This is a genomic window from Virgibacillus halodenitrificans (assembly GCF_001878675.1).
Taxonomy (GTDB): Bacteria; Bacillota; Bacilli; order Bacillales; family Amphibacillaceae; genus Virgibacillus_Q; species Virgibacillus_Q halodenitrificans.
In genome coordinates this window covers 3,659,186-3,675,880 of record NZ_CP017962.1, presented here as the reverse complement: position 1 = coordinate 3,675,880, position 16,695 = coordinate 3,659,186, and the positions used below count along the sequence as shown (strand labels likewise).

Genomic DNA, 16,695 nt, shown 5'->3' with positions numbered 1-16,695 from the left:
CTTGTAGGTAGCTGCTTTTTGTATGTGTTATTCTGTAATAAAATGGCCCTTTTCTATATGAAGGATGCGGTTGCCGAGTTTTTTTGCTTCCTCTGTTGAGTGTGTGACCATAATGATTGGAATATCCCAAAGCTTTTGTAATCTAATTAGCTCTTCATGGCTGTTTGCACGAGTTGCTTCATCCAGGGCGGAAAAAGGTTCATCCAATAGAAGTGCTTCTGGTTCTGTTGCAAGTGCTCGAGCCAAGGCTACCCGTTGTTTTTCTCCGCCGGAAATATATAAAGGATATTGTTCTGATAGATGGTCGATCGCTAATTCTTTCATTAGCTGTTTCGCCAGCACGTCACTTTTTGCTCCATAACGAATATTTTTAAAAACAGTCATATGGGGGAAAAGTGCATAATCCTGAAACAGATAACCGATGTTCCTTTTCGGTGTTGGTACTGTAACAAATGTGTCATAGAGTGTACGACCTTGAAGGGTGATTTCTCCAGCGTCCGGTTTGATCAGTCCTGCGACACAATTTAGGATGGTTGTCTTGCCAGAGCCTGATGCCCCAAAAAGAATAACTATTTCATTTCCCACTGAAAAATTTACTTCCAGTTTAAAGTGGGATAGCTTTTTATGAACATTTATATGTAACATGGAAAATCCACCTTTACTGTCGGTTTATTTCGGTCGCTGGGAATAACGCATCATGTTTCGTTTGCTCCACCAGTTTAACCATAGAATAGCACTGAAACCGAGAGCAACAATAATGATCACCCAGAAAGTGGCCATTTCTGTATTTCCTGATTCAACTGCAAAGTAAATGGCAAGTGGAATGGTATCTGTTACACCTGGTATATACCCTGCAAGCATAAGGGTAGCTCCAAATTCACCAAGTGCTCGGGCAAAAGTGAGGACCAAGCCACCAAGCAAGCCAGGCCAAGCCAAGGGGAAGGAGATCGTCCAAAAGACACGCCACTTGGAAGCCCCCATGGTATACGCTGCTTTTTCCAAATTGGCATCATATTGCTGAAATGCGGCCGAAGCGCTCTGATACATGAGGGGAAAGGCTACAACGATTGCAGCAATTAGCACAGCATACCAGGTGAAAACGATTTGTACATCAAACCATTTGGATAACAATATTCCAAGAGGCCCATTTTTACCAAAAATAAATAATAAACCAAAACCGACTACAGTTGGTGGTAAAACAAGTGGAAGCAGAAAAATTGCTTCCAGAATACTTTTTCCTGGGAATGTATTTCTAGTTATTACTCTTGCAAGAAAAACCCCGGCTATAAAAACAATAACCGTAGCCAGAGCTGCAGTTTGAAAAGATAGCCAAAGTGGTGAAAGATTCATATTTTCCATAAAAATCATCCTGAGATTATTTTTTAAATCCATACTTTTCCAATATTTGTTGTGCTTCCTTTGACTCCATAAATTGGATAAATGACTTTGCCGCTTCTGTATGTTTCGTTTCTTTAAGTACTGCAATTGGATAAATAATAGGATCATGCGTCTCCGGAGCTAATGTTGTAAGTATCTTTACTTTACTGGAAGTAAGCGCATCACTTTTATAAACGAAGCCAATTTCTGCATTTTTAGTTTCCACATAGGTAAGTACTTGTCTAACATCCTTGCCAAGAACCATTTGGCTCTCAAACTCTTCCCATTTATTCAATTTTTGTAATGCTTGTTCAGCATATTCACCGGCCGGCACGCTATCGGGATTTCCAATGGCAACTTGCCCGATATCCTTTCCTGAAATTTCTTCAACAGAATGGTAGTTTATATCAGTATCTTTATGCGTAATTAATACAAGGCTGTTTCCTGCTACATCTTTTCGTGTATCAGGGAAGATTAACTTTTCCTTTTCGAGCTTATCCATCCAATCCTGATTTGCTGAAATAAAAACATCTGCAGGTGCTCCGTGTTGAATTTGTTGAGCCAGCTTTCCTGAACCACCCAGATTAAAGGTGAGGTTAACGTCATGATCATTTTCATATAGTTCTTTAATTTCATCGAGGGCATCCGTTAAACTAATTGCGGCAGAGACTGTTAGCGACTCGCTCTCCTTTTTATTATTTTTCTCTTGTTCCAAGGAAGAGTTATCACTATTTCCACAAGCGTTTAATAGAACGATTGAAAATATTATAAGAAGCAAGAGACTAATCCTTCTCATTTTTCTTCCTCCTGTTCAAATCACAATCCAACTAATTATGTCTAATTATAACTAATTATATATGGATTTAATTTATAAGTAAATGATAATATGGACGTTAAGAGAGTATGGAAAATGAGGTGAAGATTATGTCTCACAAGGAGTCTTATACACCTGAAGAAATTGCTCGATTATTGAAAGTATCGAAACTTACGGTATACGATTTAATCAAGAAGGGGCAGCTTAGTGCGTTTCGTGTGGGCAGACAAATGAGAGTCGACGCCATAGAATTAGAAAACTATAAACTTCGTGGAAAAGAAGTAAAAACAGATGATGGAAGTTCAAAGCAACCCACTCCTGATTCTTCTCCATCATCTTCTGTAGTTATTTGCGGTCAGGATAATAGTTTGGATATTTTAGCTGGAGAACTAGAAAAACAAATAAATGAGATGCCTTTAAGGTCATATACAGGGAGCCTGGATAGTTTGATAGGTTTGTATAAGGGAAAGGCGAATATTGTTAGTACGCATTTGTTTGATGGGGATACGGGGACATATAATATTCCTTATGTTCGGAAATTACTTGTCAGTAAGTCATTTATTGTTATCGGATTTATTAAACGAATTGCGGGATTTTATGTAGCGAAAGGCAATCCGAAATCGATTACTTCTTGGCCTGATCTTATGAAGGAGGGTATAACTATAGTAAATCGTGAACCTGGAGCAGGTGCACGTATCTTATTAGATGAACAATTCCGTTTGCACGATATAAATAAATTACAGGTGGCAGGCTATGAACAGGAAATGAAAAGCCATCTCGATATTGCTTCAGCTATTGCAAGTGGCAAAGCAGATGTTGGTGTAGGTATCGAACAAGTATCAAAATTAGCACCTGTTGATTTTATTCCTTTAATAGAAGAAAGCTATGACCTTGTATTACTGAAGAACGAAGAAAATATGCAGCTTATCTCTGCTGTAAGTAAAATATTGAAAAGTAAGGATTTTCAAGAGAAGTTACGTTCATTGGGCTATAATATGGACAACATAGGTGAAATACGCTGGGAACAATAGATATTTGATGAAGGGCAGGTGACTTAGATTGGATGTAAAGCAATTAAAGTATTTTATTGAGGTTACCAAATCAGGAAGTTTTACACGGGCAGCAAACCAGCTATACATTACTCAACCTGCTATCAGCAGAATAATTAAATCATTGGAAGATGAATTAGGTGTTCCGCTCTTTGTAAGATCAAGGAAGCATTTGTCCCTTACGGAAGCGGGAAAGGTGTTTTACAACCATGCCCAGCAGATGGAGGAGCAATATCATGCGTTATTAAATGACTTGGAGCAACTGGTTACCTTACAGAAAGGACATTTACGAATTGGCTTACCCTCTATAATAAATTCCTTCTTTTTCTCTCAATTTCTTGCTGCGTTCCATAGAGAGTATCCTGAGATTACTTTTCAACTTGTTGAAGATGGTTCCAAACGAATAGAAGAAAAGGTAGCTAATGACGAATTGGACTTTGGCGTTGTTGTCTTACCAACACAGCATCATGTTTTCGATAATTATTCTTTCGTGAAGGAAAAGCTGAAGATTATCGTTCCTTCTTCCCACCGTTTGGCAGCAAGGGAAAAAATCGAGTTGAAAGAATTAAGAGAAGAAGCCTTTATTATGTTTAATAAAGACTTCGCTTTAAGGGATAATATTATTCAAGCATGTAACGAGTCCGGATTTAAACCGAAAATCATCTCAGAAACCTCTCAACTTGATTTTATCGAAGAAATGGTTGCATCAAAGCTTGGTATCACACTGCTGCCTGAGAGTACCAGTATGGAGCTGACAAGTGACGTTATTGCTATCCCTGTGGCCAACCCAGCCATTGACTGGGACCTGGCATTGATCTGGAAAAACGATGTTCGCCTTTCCCATGTCATGCAGGAATTTATTCGTTTTGCCAAGGAAAAACTACTGCAGAAATAATTCTGCAGTAGTTGTCATTTTTGCAAACTAGTTAATTTGGATGATGTTTATTCTGGTCTAGTTTAGTGGAAATTTCCTTTAAGATGGAATTTTTCTCTTTGAGTGTCTTGATTAGCGTTACTGCAAACCAGATCACAAATGCAATCATTCCAACGTAAATAAGTAAAGGAATTAGGGCAAAAAAGTTAAATGCATGCATCATGTTTTCACCTCCAATGGATATAATATGTTCTTATACAGTTTAATAGTAACAAAGCATGGAAAATAATGAAGTATTGAAGATTTTTTAAATAAAAATAGATGCAGCGCAGTTTATCCTAAAGGTGGAAAAGGAACTGATGAACCATATACCATAATATCGGAGATTAACAAATTTATTCTTAACGCTAAAAATGGAGGTGGCTTTTCATGAAGGGAAGGTTGGAGATAGTATATCGAACCCCTAAAGGAGCGGAGGTTGCATTTACTTCCGAAGAAATGACTGCAGCCAAAGCATTGCTCATGGCGGAAGATCTGCAAAAATCAGGGCGACTTAAACAAGCAATTTTTATTGATCGTAGTGAACATGAATGGACTACTAAACAGTTGAAGGCCTATTTAGAAGAAATTAAAACAGAGCCTCATAATATTACCGTATACTTTGATGGTGGTTTCGATATTAATACAAGAAAAGCCGGGCTTGGTTGTGTCATCTATTATGAGCAAAATGGAAAAAAGCTTCGAATACGTAAAAATGCCCTCGTGGCGGAAATGGAAACGAACAATGAAGCTGAATATGCTGCTTTACATTTGGCTATTCAAGAATTAGAGCTGTTAGGTGCTCATCATTTACCTGTTTTGTTCACGGGAGATTCCCAAGTAGTAATAAATCAGTTGGAAGATGAGTGGCCAGTTATGGAAAAGGAATTAACGAGCTGGCTTGATAAAATTGAAAGGAAACTTAAGGAAATGGGAATTCAGCCTGAATATAAATTAGTTTCCCGGAAAAATAACCAAGAAGCAGATCGCTTAGCGACACAGGCGTTAAATGAAGTAGAGGTAACCAGCCAGAGTGAATGGAAATAAAGGCAATAGACAACAGGGGTATTTTTGACCAGGTTAAAAAGACTGGTTTATTTATACGTGAGACAGGAAATTGCTTATTAACAACTTTAGAATTCTTCATTTAACTTAAGGAGGCGTTCTGTTTGGCTAATAACTTGGGTCATATGAAAGGAAATAATCGGTATAACCATCTTTCCAAAAATTTATGGTCTGGCTTTTTGTTTGGACTTGGCCTTGCAGCATTTGTAGACGAAATGGTGTTTCATCAGCTATTGCATTGGCATCATTTCTATGACAAATCCTCACTCGCAATAGGGCTCGTATCCGACGGTTTTTTCCATGCCTTTAGCTGGTTTGCGACAATTGGCGGTCTATTTATAGTAGCAGATTTAAAACGGCGTGATGCCTTCTGGATCAGCAGATGGTGGGGTGGCGTTCTTCTAGGTGCGGGTATCTTTCAACTGTATGATGGCACGATCCAACATAAATTAATGCGTATTCATCAAATTCGTTACGAGGTAGACATTCTTCCATATGATTTAGTCTGGAATATCACTGCTATTATCATGATTGTGATTGGAGCTATTTTGTTACGAAAAACAGGGAAGAAGGCCATTAGGGGAGTGAACCTTCCAAATGGATAATCAAATGAACTTGATGCTAGCCTCAATTTTATTAGTAATCCCCTTTATTACAGGGGGGATTGCCTATCTAATTGCAGTTTTTATATCTATACGCAAGGGAAGAAAATGGCCCCTCTGGAGGACTGTGTTAGGATTAGCAGGTTTTTTAACTGTGGGTATAGCAGTAGCGGGTCCAATCGCTGAAAAGGCACATATGGACTTTACTTTTCATATGCTCAGCCATTTGCTGCTAGGAATGCTCGGTCCATTGCTAATCGCCTTGTCTGCACCTATGACGTTAATATTACGTGCACTTTCTGTTTCAGCAGCCAGAAGGCTCACTAGCTTATTAAGAAGTACATATGCTGGCTTTGTGACTAATCCGATTGTGGCAAGCTTTCTAAATATAGGCGGGCTCTGGCTATTATATGCGACAGATTTATTTTCTCTTATGCATGAATCTCTCCTGTTATATGTTATTATTCATGCCCATGTATTTTTGGCTGGCTATTTGTTTACAATCTCTTTAATATATATTGACCCAACACCACATCGATATAGTTTCGTTTATCGAGTGAGTGTATTTATTGTTGCTTTAGCAGGACATGGCATTTTATCCAAATATATTTACGGTTTTCCCCCAGATGGTGTAAGCACCTCAGAAGCTCAAACGGGAGGAATGCTTATGTATTACGGAGGAGACCTTATTGATCTCTTATTGATATTTGTGCTATGCCTTCACTGGTACCGGGCTACGCGTCCAAACACAGTTCCTCAACAGGCGTTTAATTAGGTTTACACGAGGTTGGGTCAAATGAAATTTTATACAGTGAAAATCCGAACCGATTCATACTAATAATGAATTATGGTTCGGATTTCTTTTTGTAACAAATTAGCGAAGCGTTATTCCGGAGCTGTGCTCCCAAACTTTATTTCGTTCGTCTTTAGAATACGTTATTTAGTTATGTCCCAGCCTCTTTTTGTATGCATGGCCGTCTCCGGCTTGAGCACTTCCTCTTTTCTACTTACGGCATTAGCCTTTTCTTCTTACTTGTTTTCTTACATTTTCGCCATAAAGCCTTTACATAACATTTTGTTATATATTGCATCTGTTATCGGCATTGTACTATAAGAAACCACCTGTACTATAATAGGTAATGTATTAAAAATACTTTTTATAGTTAAGGTGAAATTAATGGAAGCAAAAAGAATGAAAGATACCAGGATTATTCAAAATGATCAGGTTCTCATAAATGATTTAAATAATTACCATACATTGTTTGGTGGAGTTCTAATGAAAAAACTGGATGCTTGTGCAACTCTTTCAGCTCAAAGACATGCACGTGTGAAAGAATGTGTGACCGCATCTACGGACTCGGTAAATTTTATTGAGCCAATTCGGCAAAGTGATTCTGTTTGTATAGAATCATTTGTTTCTTATACAGGTAGAAGTTCGATGGAAATCTTTTGCAAGGTAACAGCAGAAAATACACTTACTGCAGAAAGAAGAATTGCTGCTACAGCATTTCTAACATTTGTTGCTTTAGACGAGAATAAGCGACCAATTGAAGTGCCAGGCATTATACCAGAAACCGAGGAAGAAAAATTCCTTTATGAAACAGGTAAAGAACGGGCAAAAATTAGAAAGTTAAAGCGAGAGCAAAATAAAGATCTTGTTGCAGCTTTAACTGTTAAAAAACCTTGGGATGAAGTGTAGGAGGGGTAGTATGTTAGTTACATCAAGTTTTAGTGAACTCATGCATGCAAAGAAGGACCTGGAAACATTTAAACAGACGCAGCCTGAAACGTATGAATCGTTTGTAGGGATAGTTCATTTAACAAGACAGCTGCAATTTAACTATCAGTACATGGGCTGCCTGCTTATGGATGAGGAACCAACACAGTTCCGTCCGCAAGTACAAGATGATTTTGTGTTACAGGTTTTTCATAAAGAAGTTATGAAATTGAAGCAAGACCAAGCAGCAAAAAAATTATGCAGTCTTTTAGGGGCTTATAGACAAATAGGTTACGCTAATTTATGCAAATTAATTATGGGCAAAAGTCCTAACGTATTAGTCGGCCCGCAAATTGTATAAGTCTATAAAATAGATGAAAATATTTTCCGATTTTCGCGAAATAGTATGCTACGAAGTACTTTTAAGATAAGTATGAAAAGATAACACTGTAGTAGCTATCATATGTATTCCAACAAGTAAATGAGGCTGGGACATAACTAAATAATGCTATTCTAAAGACATACATTCTAAAGTGTGGGAGCCTCGCTCCGGAAAAACGCTTCGCTTTCCGTGGGCGCTGCTAAGCCTCCTCGTGCTACGCACTCCGGGGTCTTAGCTAGGCTTTTCCTCCCACAGGAGTCTGCGCGTTTTTCCTCCGCTAATTTGTTACAAAAAGAAATCCGAACCATAATTCATTATTAGTATGAATCGGTTCGGATTTTCAATGTATAAAATTTCTTTTGTCCCAGAATAATTGCTTTAGGATTAATTGAATAATGGATTGCTTATTAAATCCGCTTAAAGCAGATATTATTACCTGCTGTTATTAACGGCCGGAAGTTTCACTGTTAACTCATCTATGGTGCTTCTTTTACAACAATTGCAGTCGTCGTTTTATTTGTTTTACATGGTGTAAAAGCAGTTTCTTCGACAAGACCGATCTTAATAGCTGCTTCCAATTTTTCGGTGTCGGGGAGCTTTTCCACAATAATAAAATCATGTAAGTTTAACTGTTCTAATTTTTGAACGGTCAATTCTTGATTATATCCAACGGCTGTGCGTACCTGTCGTTGTAGTTTGTAGCTGCCACACGTTACCTCACCTTTTTGATCTTTACCAATAGAATCATCAAGATTAAGATTGAAGTCTTTCTTTAATTGTTTCATTTCTTGTTCAATTTCCTTTTTTTGTTTGCTTAATATATAGTATCTCTCCAAGTCAGCTTCTGAAATTCTTACTGAGCTTCCCATAGAAACGCCTCCGCCCTCATGTGTGTTAATACATTCTATGTTAAGCAGTTCGAATTATGACAAGCAGATAAGCGCAAAAAAGGAATATATTATTCTGGATAAACAACTGTGCCATCCTTTTCAATAATTGGCCTGGCCCCCCATTTTCCTAATTCATGCTCAATAATAGTTATATTTCCCTTATTGTCAGGAATAATATGATTAACTTTCCAATTATGTGTAGCAAGCCAATTACTAATAATTAATCGATGACAACGTGCTGGATGGCGTTCAGAGCAACAATAAACCGTTCTTTTCCTTTGGGCTAGTTGGGACAAAGCGGCAATACCCTCATGAAATGATTCTGTTAATGTATAATCAGCATAATTATGAAAGGATTGGTTCTCCCATGCTCCGTTTAAAAGAGGAGAGACGTCAGAGGAAGCCTTCCTCCTTCCTCCGAGTTTTGGAAAGTGAGCGTAATGAATGCCTGCAGCTTGAAGCCAATCAGGCATATTGTCCTTTGAGTATTGAGGGAATTTCCTACTGCCGGGGAATGCTCGTACATCGGCTACTGCTTCTATATCCGCATCAGAAAGTAAACGAAGAAAGTCCTCCTTAGAATGCGAATAATGTCCAATTGAAAAAATGTGCACTTTAACCCTCCTCTCCGAATATTGTTTACCAAACAAGCCGATGACTATTTTTTACTATAGTGAATAGACTATGGGCGATAAGAAATTGAGCTGCGTAGTATGTCAGCATGATAAGTTCTGCAGCGTTCGGAATAGGGGAGATAAACATGTTCCATGCCAAGACACTATCAGAGATAACAAACAAAATACTTCCCCACAAAGCCCAATGGTTACCTGTCATCATAGCCGACCATGTCATAACAGAAATAACCAGTATATAGAGAAGAACAGGAATGACAAGTGATTGTTCTCCAGATTCGTTTAAAGCCTGTATGAGTCTTCTGCCAAATAGTATAGCGTATATTCCAACAGGGATTGCGTATAGCATCCGGCTTACAGAGAAATTCCAACGTGTTAAAAAGGCAGTAATATAAAAAAGGTGGGCAATTAAAAAGGCTGACAACCCTAAAATAAACCAATGAATCGTCCCGTCTCCAAGCATAGAGAAGATCAATCCACAAAGAAGTAGCCAGTGTGTTTTGCTCTTCCAGCGACCACTTTGTTCAAAAGCATACATAAGAATCATAGCCATTGGAATAAGTTTAAAAAATAATTTAAAGACAAAGGGGTCATCTGGAACAATAAATATATATAAGATACTCATAGTGAGAATGAGCAGTGGTAAGCGATTTGCAGGCATTATACATACATCCTTCCTTTTATATCCTTCTATTAAACCATTTCGAGACTCTCTAGTCTAATTCCTGCTGATAACAATCATTTATGTATCCTATTCTATGATAAACTAATAGTAAGTTTAATAATAAATTGAGTTTCAGTTTTAAAATGTGGATACATATAGAGACAATATTTACAGTTATAACTGAAAAGGAGAGGATATGCTTGGTTGCTACTATTGGACAAAACGGATTGAAGTTAATGGTGGGAGATATTACCTTGCAAAAGACGGATGTAATTGTTAATGCTGCAAATGGGACTCTATTGGGTGGCGGTGGAGTAGATGGAGCCATCCATAAAGCGGCGGGCGAGGAACTATTGGATGCTTGTAAGAGAGTAAGAGAGGAAGAATTAAGCGGAAGGCAGCTGCCAACAGGAGAAGCAGTTATAACAAAGGGATACAATCTCCCGGCAAGCTATGTCATTCATACCGTTGGACCAGTGTGGGAGGGTAGTGCAGCAAATGAACCGACGCTGCTTGCATCCTGCTATGAAAATACAATGCAAATGGCATTAAAGCATCAGCTAACAAGCATAGCTTTTCCTTCTATTTCCACAGGTGTCTATCGTTTTCCTATTGAATTCGCGGCAGATATAGCATTAACCACACTTGTATCCTTTTTAAAGGAACATCATTTTGGACAAGTCGTAATAACTTTATTCTCGGAAGCGGATTATGATGTGTATAAAACTTCCCTTAAAAAAATAATGGAAGAGGAGGGAGACCTGCCAAATGAAACTAATTTATAGCGGCAAAACGAAAGATGTTTATCAAACAGAAGAAGGAAATATGTTATTGAAATTTAAAGATGATGTGACAGGAGAAAATGGGGTCTTTGATCCTGGTGCAAATACCGTTGGCCTTACAATGGAAGGAGCAGGTAAAGCAGGTTTAAAGCTTACGACTCTTTTCTTTCAGAAACTGAATAAAAAGGGAATTCCAAATCACTATATTGACTCAGATATAGAGGAGGCTACCATGACGGTAATTCCAGCAACTCAATTTGGGGAAGGTCTGGAAGTGATTTGCCGATACAAAGCTGTTGGGAGCTTTTTGAGACGATATGGTAAATACGCAACGGAGGGACAGAAACTTGATGGCTTCGTAGAGATCACATTAAAGGATGATGAACGGCAAGATCCCCCCATTAATGAGGATGCATTAAAAATGCTAGGTATTTTAACAAAGGAAGAGTATCAGGTAATTAAAAATTTAACTGCCAAAATAGCTGAAATGGTTAAGGAAGAATTGATAAAGAGAGAAATAGAATTGTATGATATTAAATTAGAATTCGGAAAAGACCCTGATGGAAATATTATATTAATTGATGAAATTTCAGGTGGTAATATGCGTGCATATAAAGAAGGACAATATATTCCCCCAATGGAGTTGGAAAGAATAGTAGTCTCTTCCTGATACAATGTCCATACTAAAGCAGGGCCCATTGAAGGGCCCTGGAACCTATACAATATTTATTTCGGTATGCTGATGGATAAGTTCTTCTATTTTCTGCACTGCGTCTGTAACATCAACTGCATGAATATCAATAACATTTTGTTTCGGATAATGGTTTGCTGCATGCTCATACCGTGGATCATAATAATAGTTTAAAAGAAGCTCTGCAACATGATGGTAGTCCGTAGCCTCAAATGCCTGCTCTATCTCTTTGGCAATGGGTGTGTGAATTCTTTTTTTAATGATCTGAAAGGCTTCATGAAAACGCTCAGGGTTTTTCCAAGGCTGATAATCCTCAAGAATATGCTTAACTCTTTCTTCCATAGGTATATGGATAAATAGCTGCATACTCTTTTCTTTTTTGGAGTAAAGAAAGTCAGGTAAGGATACTTTGCCGATTCGCTTGCTTTCGCCTTCTATAAAAACGAAAGGCTCTTGCTGAAATTCAAGCATTTTCTGTACAAGCAAAGCTTCAAATTTCTTTTGGTTATTTGGATGAAGCCCGATTTGTCCAAAAATGGAACCTCGATGATTCGCCATTCCTTCCAGGTTAATAATAGGATATCCCTTTTTTGCTAATTCATGAAGGATTACAGTCTTTCCGGAGCCGGTATATCCATTTAAAACAAATAGTTCTGGCTTAAAATCCCCTTGTTCAAGTGTACTGACAACCCATTTTCTATAGGTACGGATACCACCACTTAATCTGGTAGCCTTTATCCCCATCAAATCTAAAACCGTTGCTGCTGTTTTACTCCGCATACCGCCTCGCCAACAAAATACGGTCATTGGTGTTTGGATTTTACTAAACTCCTGAATGAAATTAGGCAGTTTCGTGGAAAAAATCTCCAAGCCGCGTTTCTTAGCGGCATCCTGACCCACTTGCTTATACAATGTCCCTACTTCTGCACGTTCCTCATCAGTAAAGATGGGGATATTTATACTACCCGGTATTGTCGCTTCATTAAATTCCTTTGGTGAACGGACATCAATAAGGGTATGCTCACCTGCATCTTTAAGCTGTAACATTTCGTTTAATTCAATATCCTTAAACATGTATAGGTCACTTCCTGTAATAAAAATAGATTATTTTACGTTAATGTGTCCACTACTACTATCTTTTACTTCTCCAATAATTTGTGCTTCTACACCTTTTTCCCGTAATTCTGTAAAAAGCTGATCTGCTTCCTTAGATGAAACAGCAATTAGCAAGCCTCCAGAGGTAACTGCATCACAGAGGATCCATTGATCAATTTGATCCATGTTTTCAGGAAAGGTGATCATATCTTGAACATGTTTGAAATTATTTTTCGTACCACCTGGAACCGCGCCTGAGTCTGCTAGTTCTCTCACGCGCTCCAGCATGGGGACATGGTCATAATTTATTTCAATGTCTACTTTACTTCCCTTTGCCATTTCAGAAGCATGGCCTAAGAGGCCAAATCCGGTAACATCTGTGCAAGCATGAACGTCATAGTGATTCATTACCTCCGCTGCAGTCTTATTCAATGTAGACATTACGGCTGTCACACGGTTAATCTCATCCTGACTGAGTAGGTTATTCTTTATTGAGGTAGAATAAATTCCTACCCCGATTGGTTTAGTTAGAATTAATTTATCTCCGGGCTTTGCACCGGCATTTGTCCTAATTCGATCCGGATGAACCGTCCCCGTTACTGCAAGACCAAATTTCGGCTCTTGGTCATCAATAGAGTGGCCACCCACCAATGATACACCGGCTTCTGCAAGTTTATCACCTGCACCACGCAAGATATCTGCTAGAATGCTTTTATCAAGTGTAGAGATAGGGAAAGCGACAATATTAAGTGCAGTGAAAGGTGTTCCTCCCATTGCGTACACATCACTGATCGCATTGGCAGCAGCTATTTGACCGAAGTAGTAAGGGTCATCCACAATCGGAGTGAAAAAATCTACTGTTTGTACAAGGGCAGTAGTATCGTTTATTTTGTATACTCCTGCATCATCACTTGTGTCGAGTCCAACGAGGAGGTCTGGGTTGGTTACTGTAGGGGGGAGGGAGCGAAGAACTTGCGATAAGTCTGCTGGACCAATTTTACATCCGCAGCCACCTTTAGAGGATAATGACGTAAGCTTTATATCGTTTTCCATATATCTCATCCTTTTTTAATAAGTATAGTTAATGCACAATAAAATAATTTTAACATATTATTAAAATTTTAAAGGGAGTGAAGCCTCCCATAACTGTTGTCAATATATTGGCGCTATAAAAATATATTTAATGACTTTGCACACTGGTTCTTTTAATTAACCTTGGAATGAGGCAAATCTCCTTGGGAGCCTTTTCCTTTTCCTCCATTTTTGAGAATAAGAGATCAACAGCATGGTGGCTAAGTGAACCGACATCTTGCTCAATAGAAGTAAGCTCAACTCCAAATATATATGGATAAATAGTGTTATCATAGCTGACTACTGAAATGTCATCAGGTACCTGTTTCCCTTGCTCATAAGCTGCTTTGAGGAAACCGAGCGCCATCATATCATTTGTAATAAAAACAGCAGACATATCTTTCTCCAATAATGACTTTCCAGCATGGTAGCCACTATCAATACGATAATCCCCATCAATGACAAGATCTTCTTCTACTTCACAATGATATTCTCTCATTGCTCGATAAAAGCCTTCTAACCTTGATTTACCATTGGAATCATTTCCATAATTAGCAATACATGCAATTTTTCTATGTCCATTTTCCAGTAAATGCTTCACAGCTAAATAAGCGCCTTCTTCGTTATCAAACCAAACTTTATTACAAGCTTGCTCGGGGTAAACACGGTCAATCATTACATAAGGAGTAGAGGTGTTGTCTAATTTACTTAGTCGGTGGACTAACTCTGAATGTTCTTTATAAGATTCATTGCTTGGGATAATAAACATTCCGTCAACTGAGCGAGAAAGAAGCAAGTCCAGCAGTTCTAAATCATGAGCATAGTCATTGTCCGAGTTCACAATAATGAGCATATAGCCTCGCTTGCGACATTGTTCTTCAATTTGCTTTGCAAGAGAGGAAAAGAAAATGTTCTCAATGTCAGGTATGATTAAGCCAATTGTTTTGCTTTTTTGAGTTACAAGGCTTCGGGCGATTTGGTTAGCAGAATAATTGTATTCTTCTGCAATACGCTTAATTAAATCCTTCTTTTCTTTTGATATTCTGCATGGGCGGTCGTTAAGCACCAATGATACAGCGCTTGGAGAAACGTTTGCCTTTTTTGCTATATCCTTTAAGGTGATTTTCATCTTATTCATTCCTGCTTTCCATCGTAAAATCGTCTTTCTACAATATGGAGAAGACATCACTTGTATCATATCATCTGATTACAAGGAATAGAAGCGTTCTATTTTGTGAAAAAACCATGTGTCCTTTTGCAACTGTACAATCTTCGGCTCGCTAGACTAGATGGGGCGACCTTCCTCTTTATATAAAGCGTGGAAGCCCAGCTTAGCATCGCACGAAGGAAATGTGTACTTCATTTCTGAGGAGTCTGCGCGTTTTCTCACCGCTAATTTTTAACAAAAAGAAATCCGAACCATGATTCATTAATAAAATGAATCGGTTCGGATTTTTAAAGTATAAAAGTTGACCTAGATTCTTAGCCAATATATTACGTTATATCTCTTGTGTTTTTATAAGAATACAATCATAGAGAGTATAAACATGAAAATGACGCCTGAAACCATTGGTACGGATGTCCGTTTAATAATATCAAGTGGGTCTACTTTTAATGTTCCGGCAATAATAAGTACTACTGCAGCAACTGGGGACACTGAACGGAACAGGTTTCCAGCTAAGCCCATTGGTATGGATATGGCTATTGGGTTAATGCCTGCAGCATCTGCCAGAGGTACCATCAATGGAACCATTGCAAAGAATAAAGCAATTCCACTACCACTTAGTAGTACAATTAACGCTGTAAAGGCTACCAAAATTAATGGTAAAATAAAGTTGAAGCCTGAGCCTTGAATGTGTTGCATGGATTCTTGCAGCTGTTCAATAAGACCGATTGATTGTAATCCGGTTACGAACACGGATGCAGCAACAATTAATGCTACGATCGGAATAGCTCTACCCATACCTTCAAAGAAGGATTCCGTGTCTGAAAGTACTTTTTTATCACCTTTCTTACGGATTAATTCACAAATAATAGCAAGAATTAACGAAACAATTACTGCGATTTCAACACTTAGTGTTACAGCAATACCTGTTGTAAGTTCCAGTGCAAATGAAATCAACAATAGGATAATTGGAAAGATAGGCAGAATAGCATAAACTGTTTTGTATAATTTACCGCCTTTAATTTCATCAAGCTTTTTCAATTCCACTTCTTCTTTAGAAACCTTATTTGCTGATCGCTTGTCCATCCTTTTTTGCCAGAAATAATGCACAATAGCAATAAAGAGGAGGGTAGGCAACGAAATCATTGCATGGTAATTAAATACGTAATCTGTCACTGTTAAGTTTGCAAACGCAGGATGTAAGGCTAATTCTTCTGCAATTGCAACATTATCACTACCAAGTGGTGTTGGTATAATAGTTGCCGATGTAGCGATAATGGCAGCAATACTAAGTGTAGACATGCCAGCTCTTTTTAAAACAGGATAGAGTGTTGCTAATAAAAGGATGGCCAAGGTCGATGCACTTGGTATTACTAAAGATAATAAGTTACCTAATAAAAAGACAATAGGAACTAGAAAGTAAACGGACTTTATTTTACTGATAGGTCTTGTTAGAACCTGAACGGTAATATCATTTGCCCCTATGGATGACATATAGGCAGTATAACCACCAAGCATTAGAATGATTAAACCAGCTTTGGCAAACGTAGACTTAAATTGTTCGACAATAACTTGTAAAGGATCTAGGAAAGCAGAACCTGTTGATTCAAATTCCTTTAGTGCAATGTCATTTCCCATTGCAAGACTAACGAGTATTAAAATAATTCCCATTAGAAATAAGGCTATTTTAATATCCATTTTTTTAATCAACATGTAGACAACTACAGCAACTGCTAAAATTGCTGAAGCATACATAATAAGATCATTTAACATTCTCTACCCCTCC

General features: G+C 38.1%; 20 protein-coding genes. 9 read left to right on the top strand and 11 right to left on the bottom strand.

All coding sequences use genetic code 11. The features are described from left to right. Positions 1–27 precede the first annotated feature (27 nt). From BME96_RS18110 to modA, 3 genes are read right to left on the bottom strand one after another with little or no spacing between them, the layout of a single operon-like run. A complete protein-coding gene (locus BME96_RS18110; RefSeq protein WP_060681470.1) occupies positions 28–645 on the bottom strand; it encodes an ATP-binding cassette domain-containing protein in 618 nt (205 codons plus the stop codon). A gap of 24 nt (positions 646–669) precedes the next feature. Further along, positions 670–1,350: a molybdate ABC transporter permease subunit gene (gene modB / locus BME96_RS18105; protein WP_033353607.1), complete on the bottom strand. Its 681-nt coding sequence runs from the start codon at positions 1,348–1,350 to the stop codon at positions 670–672. A 25-nt stretch (positions 1,351–1,375) separates the two neighbouring features. Further along, on the bottom strand, positions 1,376–2,173 hold the full coding sequence (gene modA, locus BME96_RS18100) for a molybdate ABC transporter substrate-binding protein (RefSeq protein ID WP_071649825.1): 798 nt from the start codon (positions 2,171–2,173) through the stop codon (positions 1,376–1,378). Between the two features lie 128 nt (positions 2,174–2,301). On the opposite strand from modA, the gene BME96_RS18095 reads away from it, so the two are divergent. After that, positions 2,302–3,222 (top strand): substrate-binding domain-containing protein, encoded by a 921-nt coding sequence (locus tag BME96_RS18095; protein ID WP_071649824.1) that lies wholly within the window; start codon positions 2,302–2,304, stop codon positions 3,220–3,222. 28 nt (positions 3,223–3,250) lie between these two features. Beyond that, positions 3,251–4,135, top strand: a complete 885-nt coding sequence (gene cidR / locus BME96_RS18090) for a cidABC operon transcriptional activator CidR (RefSeq protein WP_019376306.1) — start codon at positions 3,251–3,253, stop codon at positions 4,133–4,135. A gap of 31 nt (positions 4,136–4,166) precedes the next feature. On the opposite strand, the gene BME96_RS19905 is transcribed toward cidR, so the two are convergent. Then, positions 4,167–4,337: a hypothetical protein gene (locus tag BME96_RS19905; protein WP_019376305.1), complete on the bottom strand. Its 171-nt coding sequence runs from the start codon at positions 4,335–4,337 to the stop codon at positions 4,167–4,169. 206 nt (positions 4,338–4,543) lie between these two features. Between BME96_RS19905 and BME96_RS18085 the strand changes: the two genes are divergently transcribed. The 5 genes from BME96_RS18085 to BME96_RS18065 all read left to right on the top strand — a co-directional run bounded on the left by BME96_RS18085 (position 4,544) and on the right by BME96_RS18065 (position 7,898). Beyond that, positions 4,544–5,200 (top strand): reverse transcriptase-like protein, encoded by a 657-nt coding sequence (locus BME96_RS18085; protein ID WP_071649823.1) that lies wholly within the window; start codon positions 4,544–4,546, stop codon positions 5,198–5,200. A gap of 143 nt (positions 5,201–5,343) precedes the next feature. Beyond that, the gene (locus tag BME96_RS18080; RefSeq protein ID WP_033353604.1) at positions 5,344–5,823 is read left to right on the top strand and encodes a DUF2243 domain-containing protein; all 480 of its coding nucleotides are present in this window, start codon (positions 5,344–5,346) and stop codon (positions 5,821–5,823) included. Beyond that, on the top strand, positions 5,816–6,595 hold the full coding sequence (locus BME96_RS18075) for a cytochrome c oxidase assembly protein (RefSeq protein WP_071649822.1): 780 nt from the start codon (positions 5,816–5,818) through the stop codon (positions 6,593–6,595). The genes BME96_RS18080 and BME96_RS18075 overlap by 8 nt, the downstream gene beginning before the upstream one ends. A 402-nt stretch (positions 6,596–6,997) precedes the next feature. After that, positions 6,998–7,519, top strand: a complete 522-nt coding sequence (locus tag BME96_RS18070) for an acyl-CoA thioesterase (protein WP_019376301.1) — start codon at positions 6,998–7,000, stop codon at positions 7,517–7,519. A gap of 10 nt (positions 7,520–7,529) precedes the next feature. Beyond that, positions 7,530–7,898 carry a hypothetical protein gene (locus BME96_RS18065; RefSeq protein ID WP_019376300.1) on the top strand — a complete coding sequence of 123 codons (369 nt, stop codon included), beginning with the start codon at positions 7,530–7,532 and terminating at the stop codon, positions 7,896–7,898. A 497-nt stretch (positions 7,899–8,395) separates the two neighbouring features. Here the strand turns inward: BME96_RS18065 and BME96_RS18060 are convergent, their stop codons facing one another. From BME96_RS18060 to BME96_RS18050, 3 genes are all read right to left on the bottom strand, one after another. After that, the gene (locus BME96_RS18060; RefSeq protein ID WP_071649821.1) at positions 8,396–8,788 is read right to left on the bottom strand and encodes a hypothetical protein; all 393 of its coding nucleotides are present in this window, start codon (positions 8,786–8,788) and stop codon (positions 8,396–8,398) included. Between the two features lie 89 nt (positions 8,789–8,877). Beyond that, a complete protein-coding gene (locus BME96_RS18055) occupies positions 8,878–9,423 on the bottom strand; it encodes a DUF488 domain-containing protein (RefSeq protein ID WP_071649820.1) in 546 nt (181 codons plus the stop codon). A 25-nt stretch (positions 9,424–9,448) separates the two neighbouring features. Then, entirely contained in the window at positions 9,449–10,102 is a 654-nt protein-coding gene (locus BME96_RS18050; protein WP_071649819.1) for a lysoplasmalogenase, read from the bottom strand. A 203-nt stretch (positions 10,103–10,305) separates the two neighbouring features. Between BME96_RS18050 and BME96_RS18045 the strand changes: the two genes are divergently transcribed. Together BME96_RS18045 and BME96_RS18040 are read left to right on the top strand one after the other, a co-directional pair. After that, a complete protein-coding gene (locus BME96_RS18045) occupies positions 10,306–10,890 on the top strand; it encodes an O-acetyl-ADP-ribose deacetylase (RefSeq protein WP_083547513.1) in 585 nt (194 codons plus the stop codon). After that, positions 10,874–11,557: a phosphoribosylaminoimidazolesuccinocarboxamide synthase gene (locus BME96_RS18040; protein ID WP_071649818.1), complete on the top strand. Its 684-nt coding sequence runs from the start codon at positions 10,874–10,876 to the stop codon at positions 11,555–11,557. The genes BME96_RS18045 and BME96_RS18040 overlap by 17 nt, the downstream gene beginning before the upstream one ends. A 45-nt stretch (positions 11,558–11,602) precedes the next feature. Here BME96_RS18040 and mnmH read toward each other — a convergent pair whose 3' ends face one another. The 4 genes from mnmH to dcuC form a co-directional block, all read right to left on the bottom strand. Continuing rightward, the gene (gene mnmH / locus BME96_RS18035) at positions 11,603–12,652 is read right to left on the bottom strand and encodes a tRNA 2-selenouridine(34) synthase MnmH (RefSeq protein ID WP_071649817.1); all 1,050 of its coding nucleotides are present in this window, start codon (positions 12,650–12,652) and stop codon (positions 11,603–11,605) included. A 30-nt stretch (positions 12,653–12,682) separates the two neighbouring features. After that, a complete protein-coding gene (gene selD / locus BME96_RS18030; RefSeq protein WP_408068403.1) occupies positions 12,683–13,735 on the bottom strand; it encodes a selenide, water dikinase SelD in 1,053 nt (350 codons plus the stop codon). Positions 13,736–13,853: 118 nt separating this feature from the next. Further along, positions 13,854–14,873, bottom strand: a complete 1,020-nt coding sequence (locus BME96_RS18025; RefSeq protein ID WP_071649815.1) for a LacI family DNA-binding transcriptional regulator — start codon at positions 14,871–14,873, stop codon at positions 13,854–13,856. A 387-nt stretch (positions 14,874–15,260) separates the two neighbouring features. Continuing rightward, a complete protein-coding gene (gene dcuC / locus BME96_RS18020; RefSeq protein WP_060681450.1) occupies positions 15,261–16,682 on the bottom strand; it encodes a C4-dicarboxylate transporter DcuC in 1,422 nt (473 codons plus the stop codon). Between the last annotated feature and the right edge of the window lie 13 nt (positions 16,683–16,695).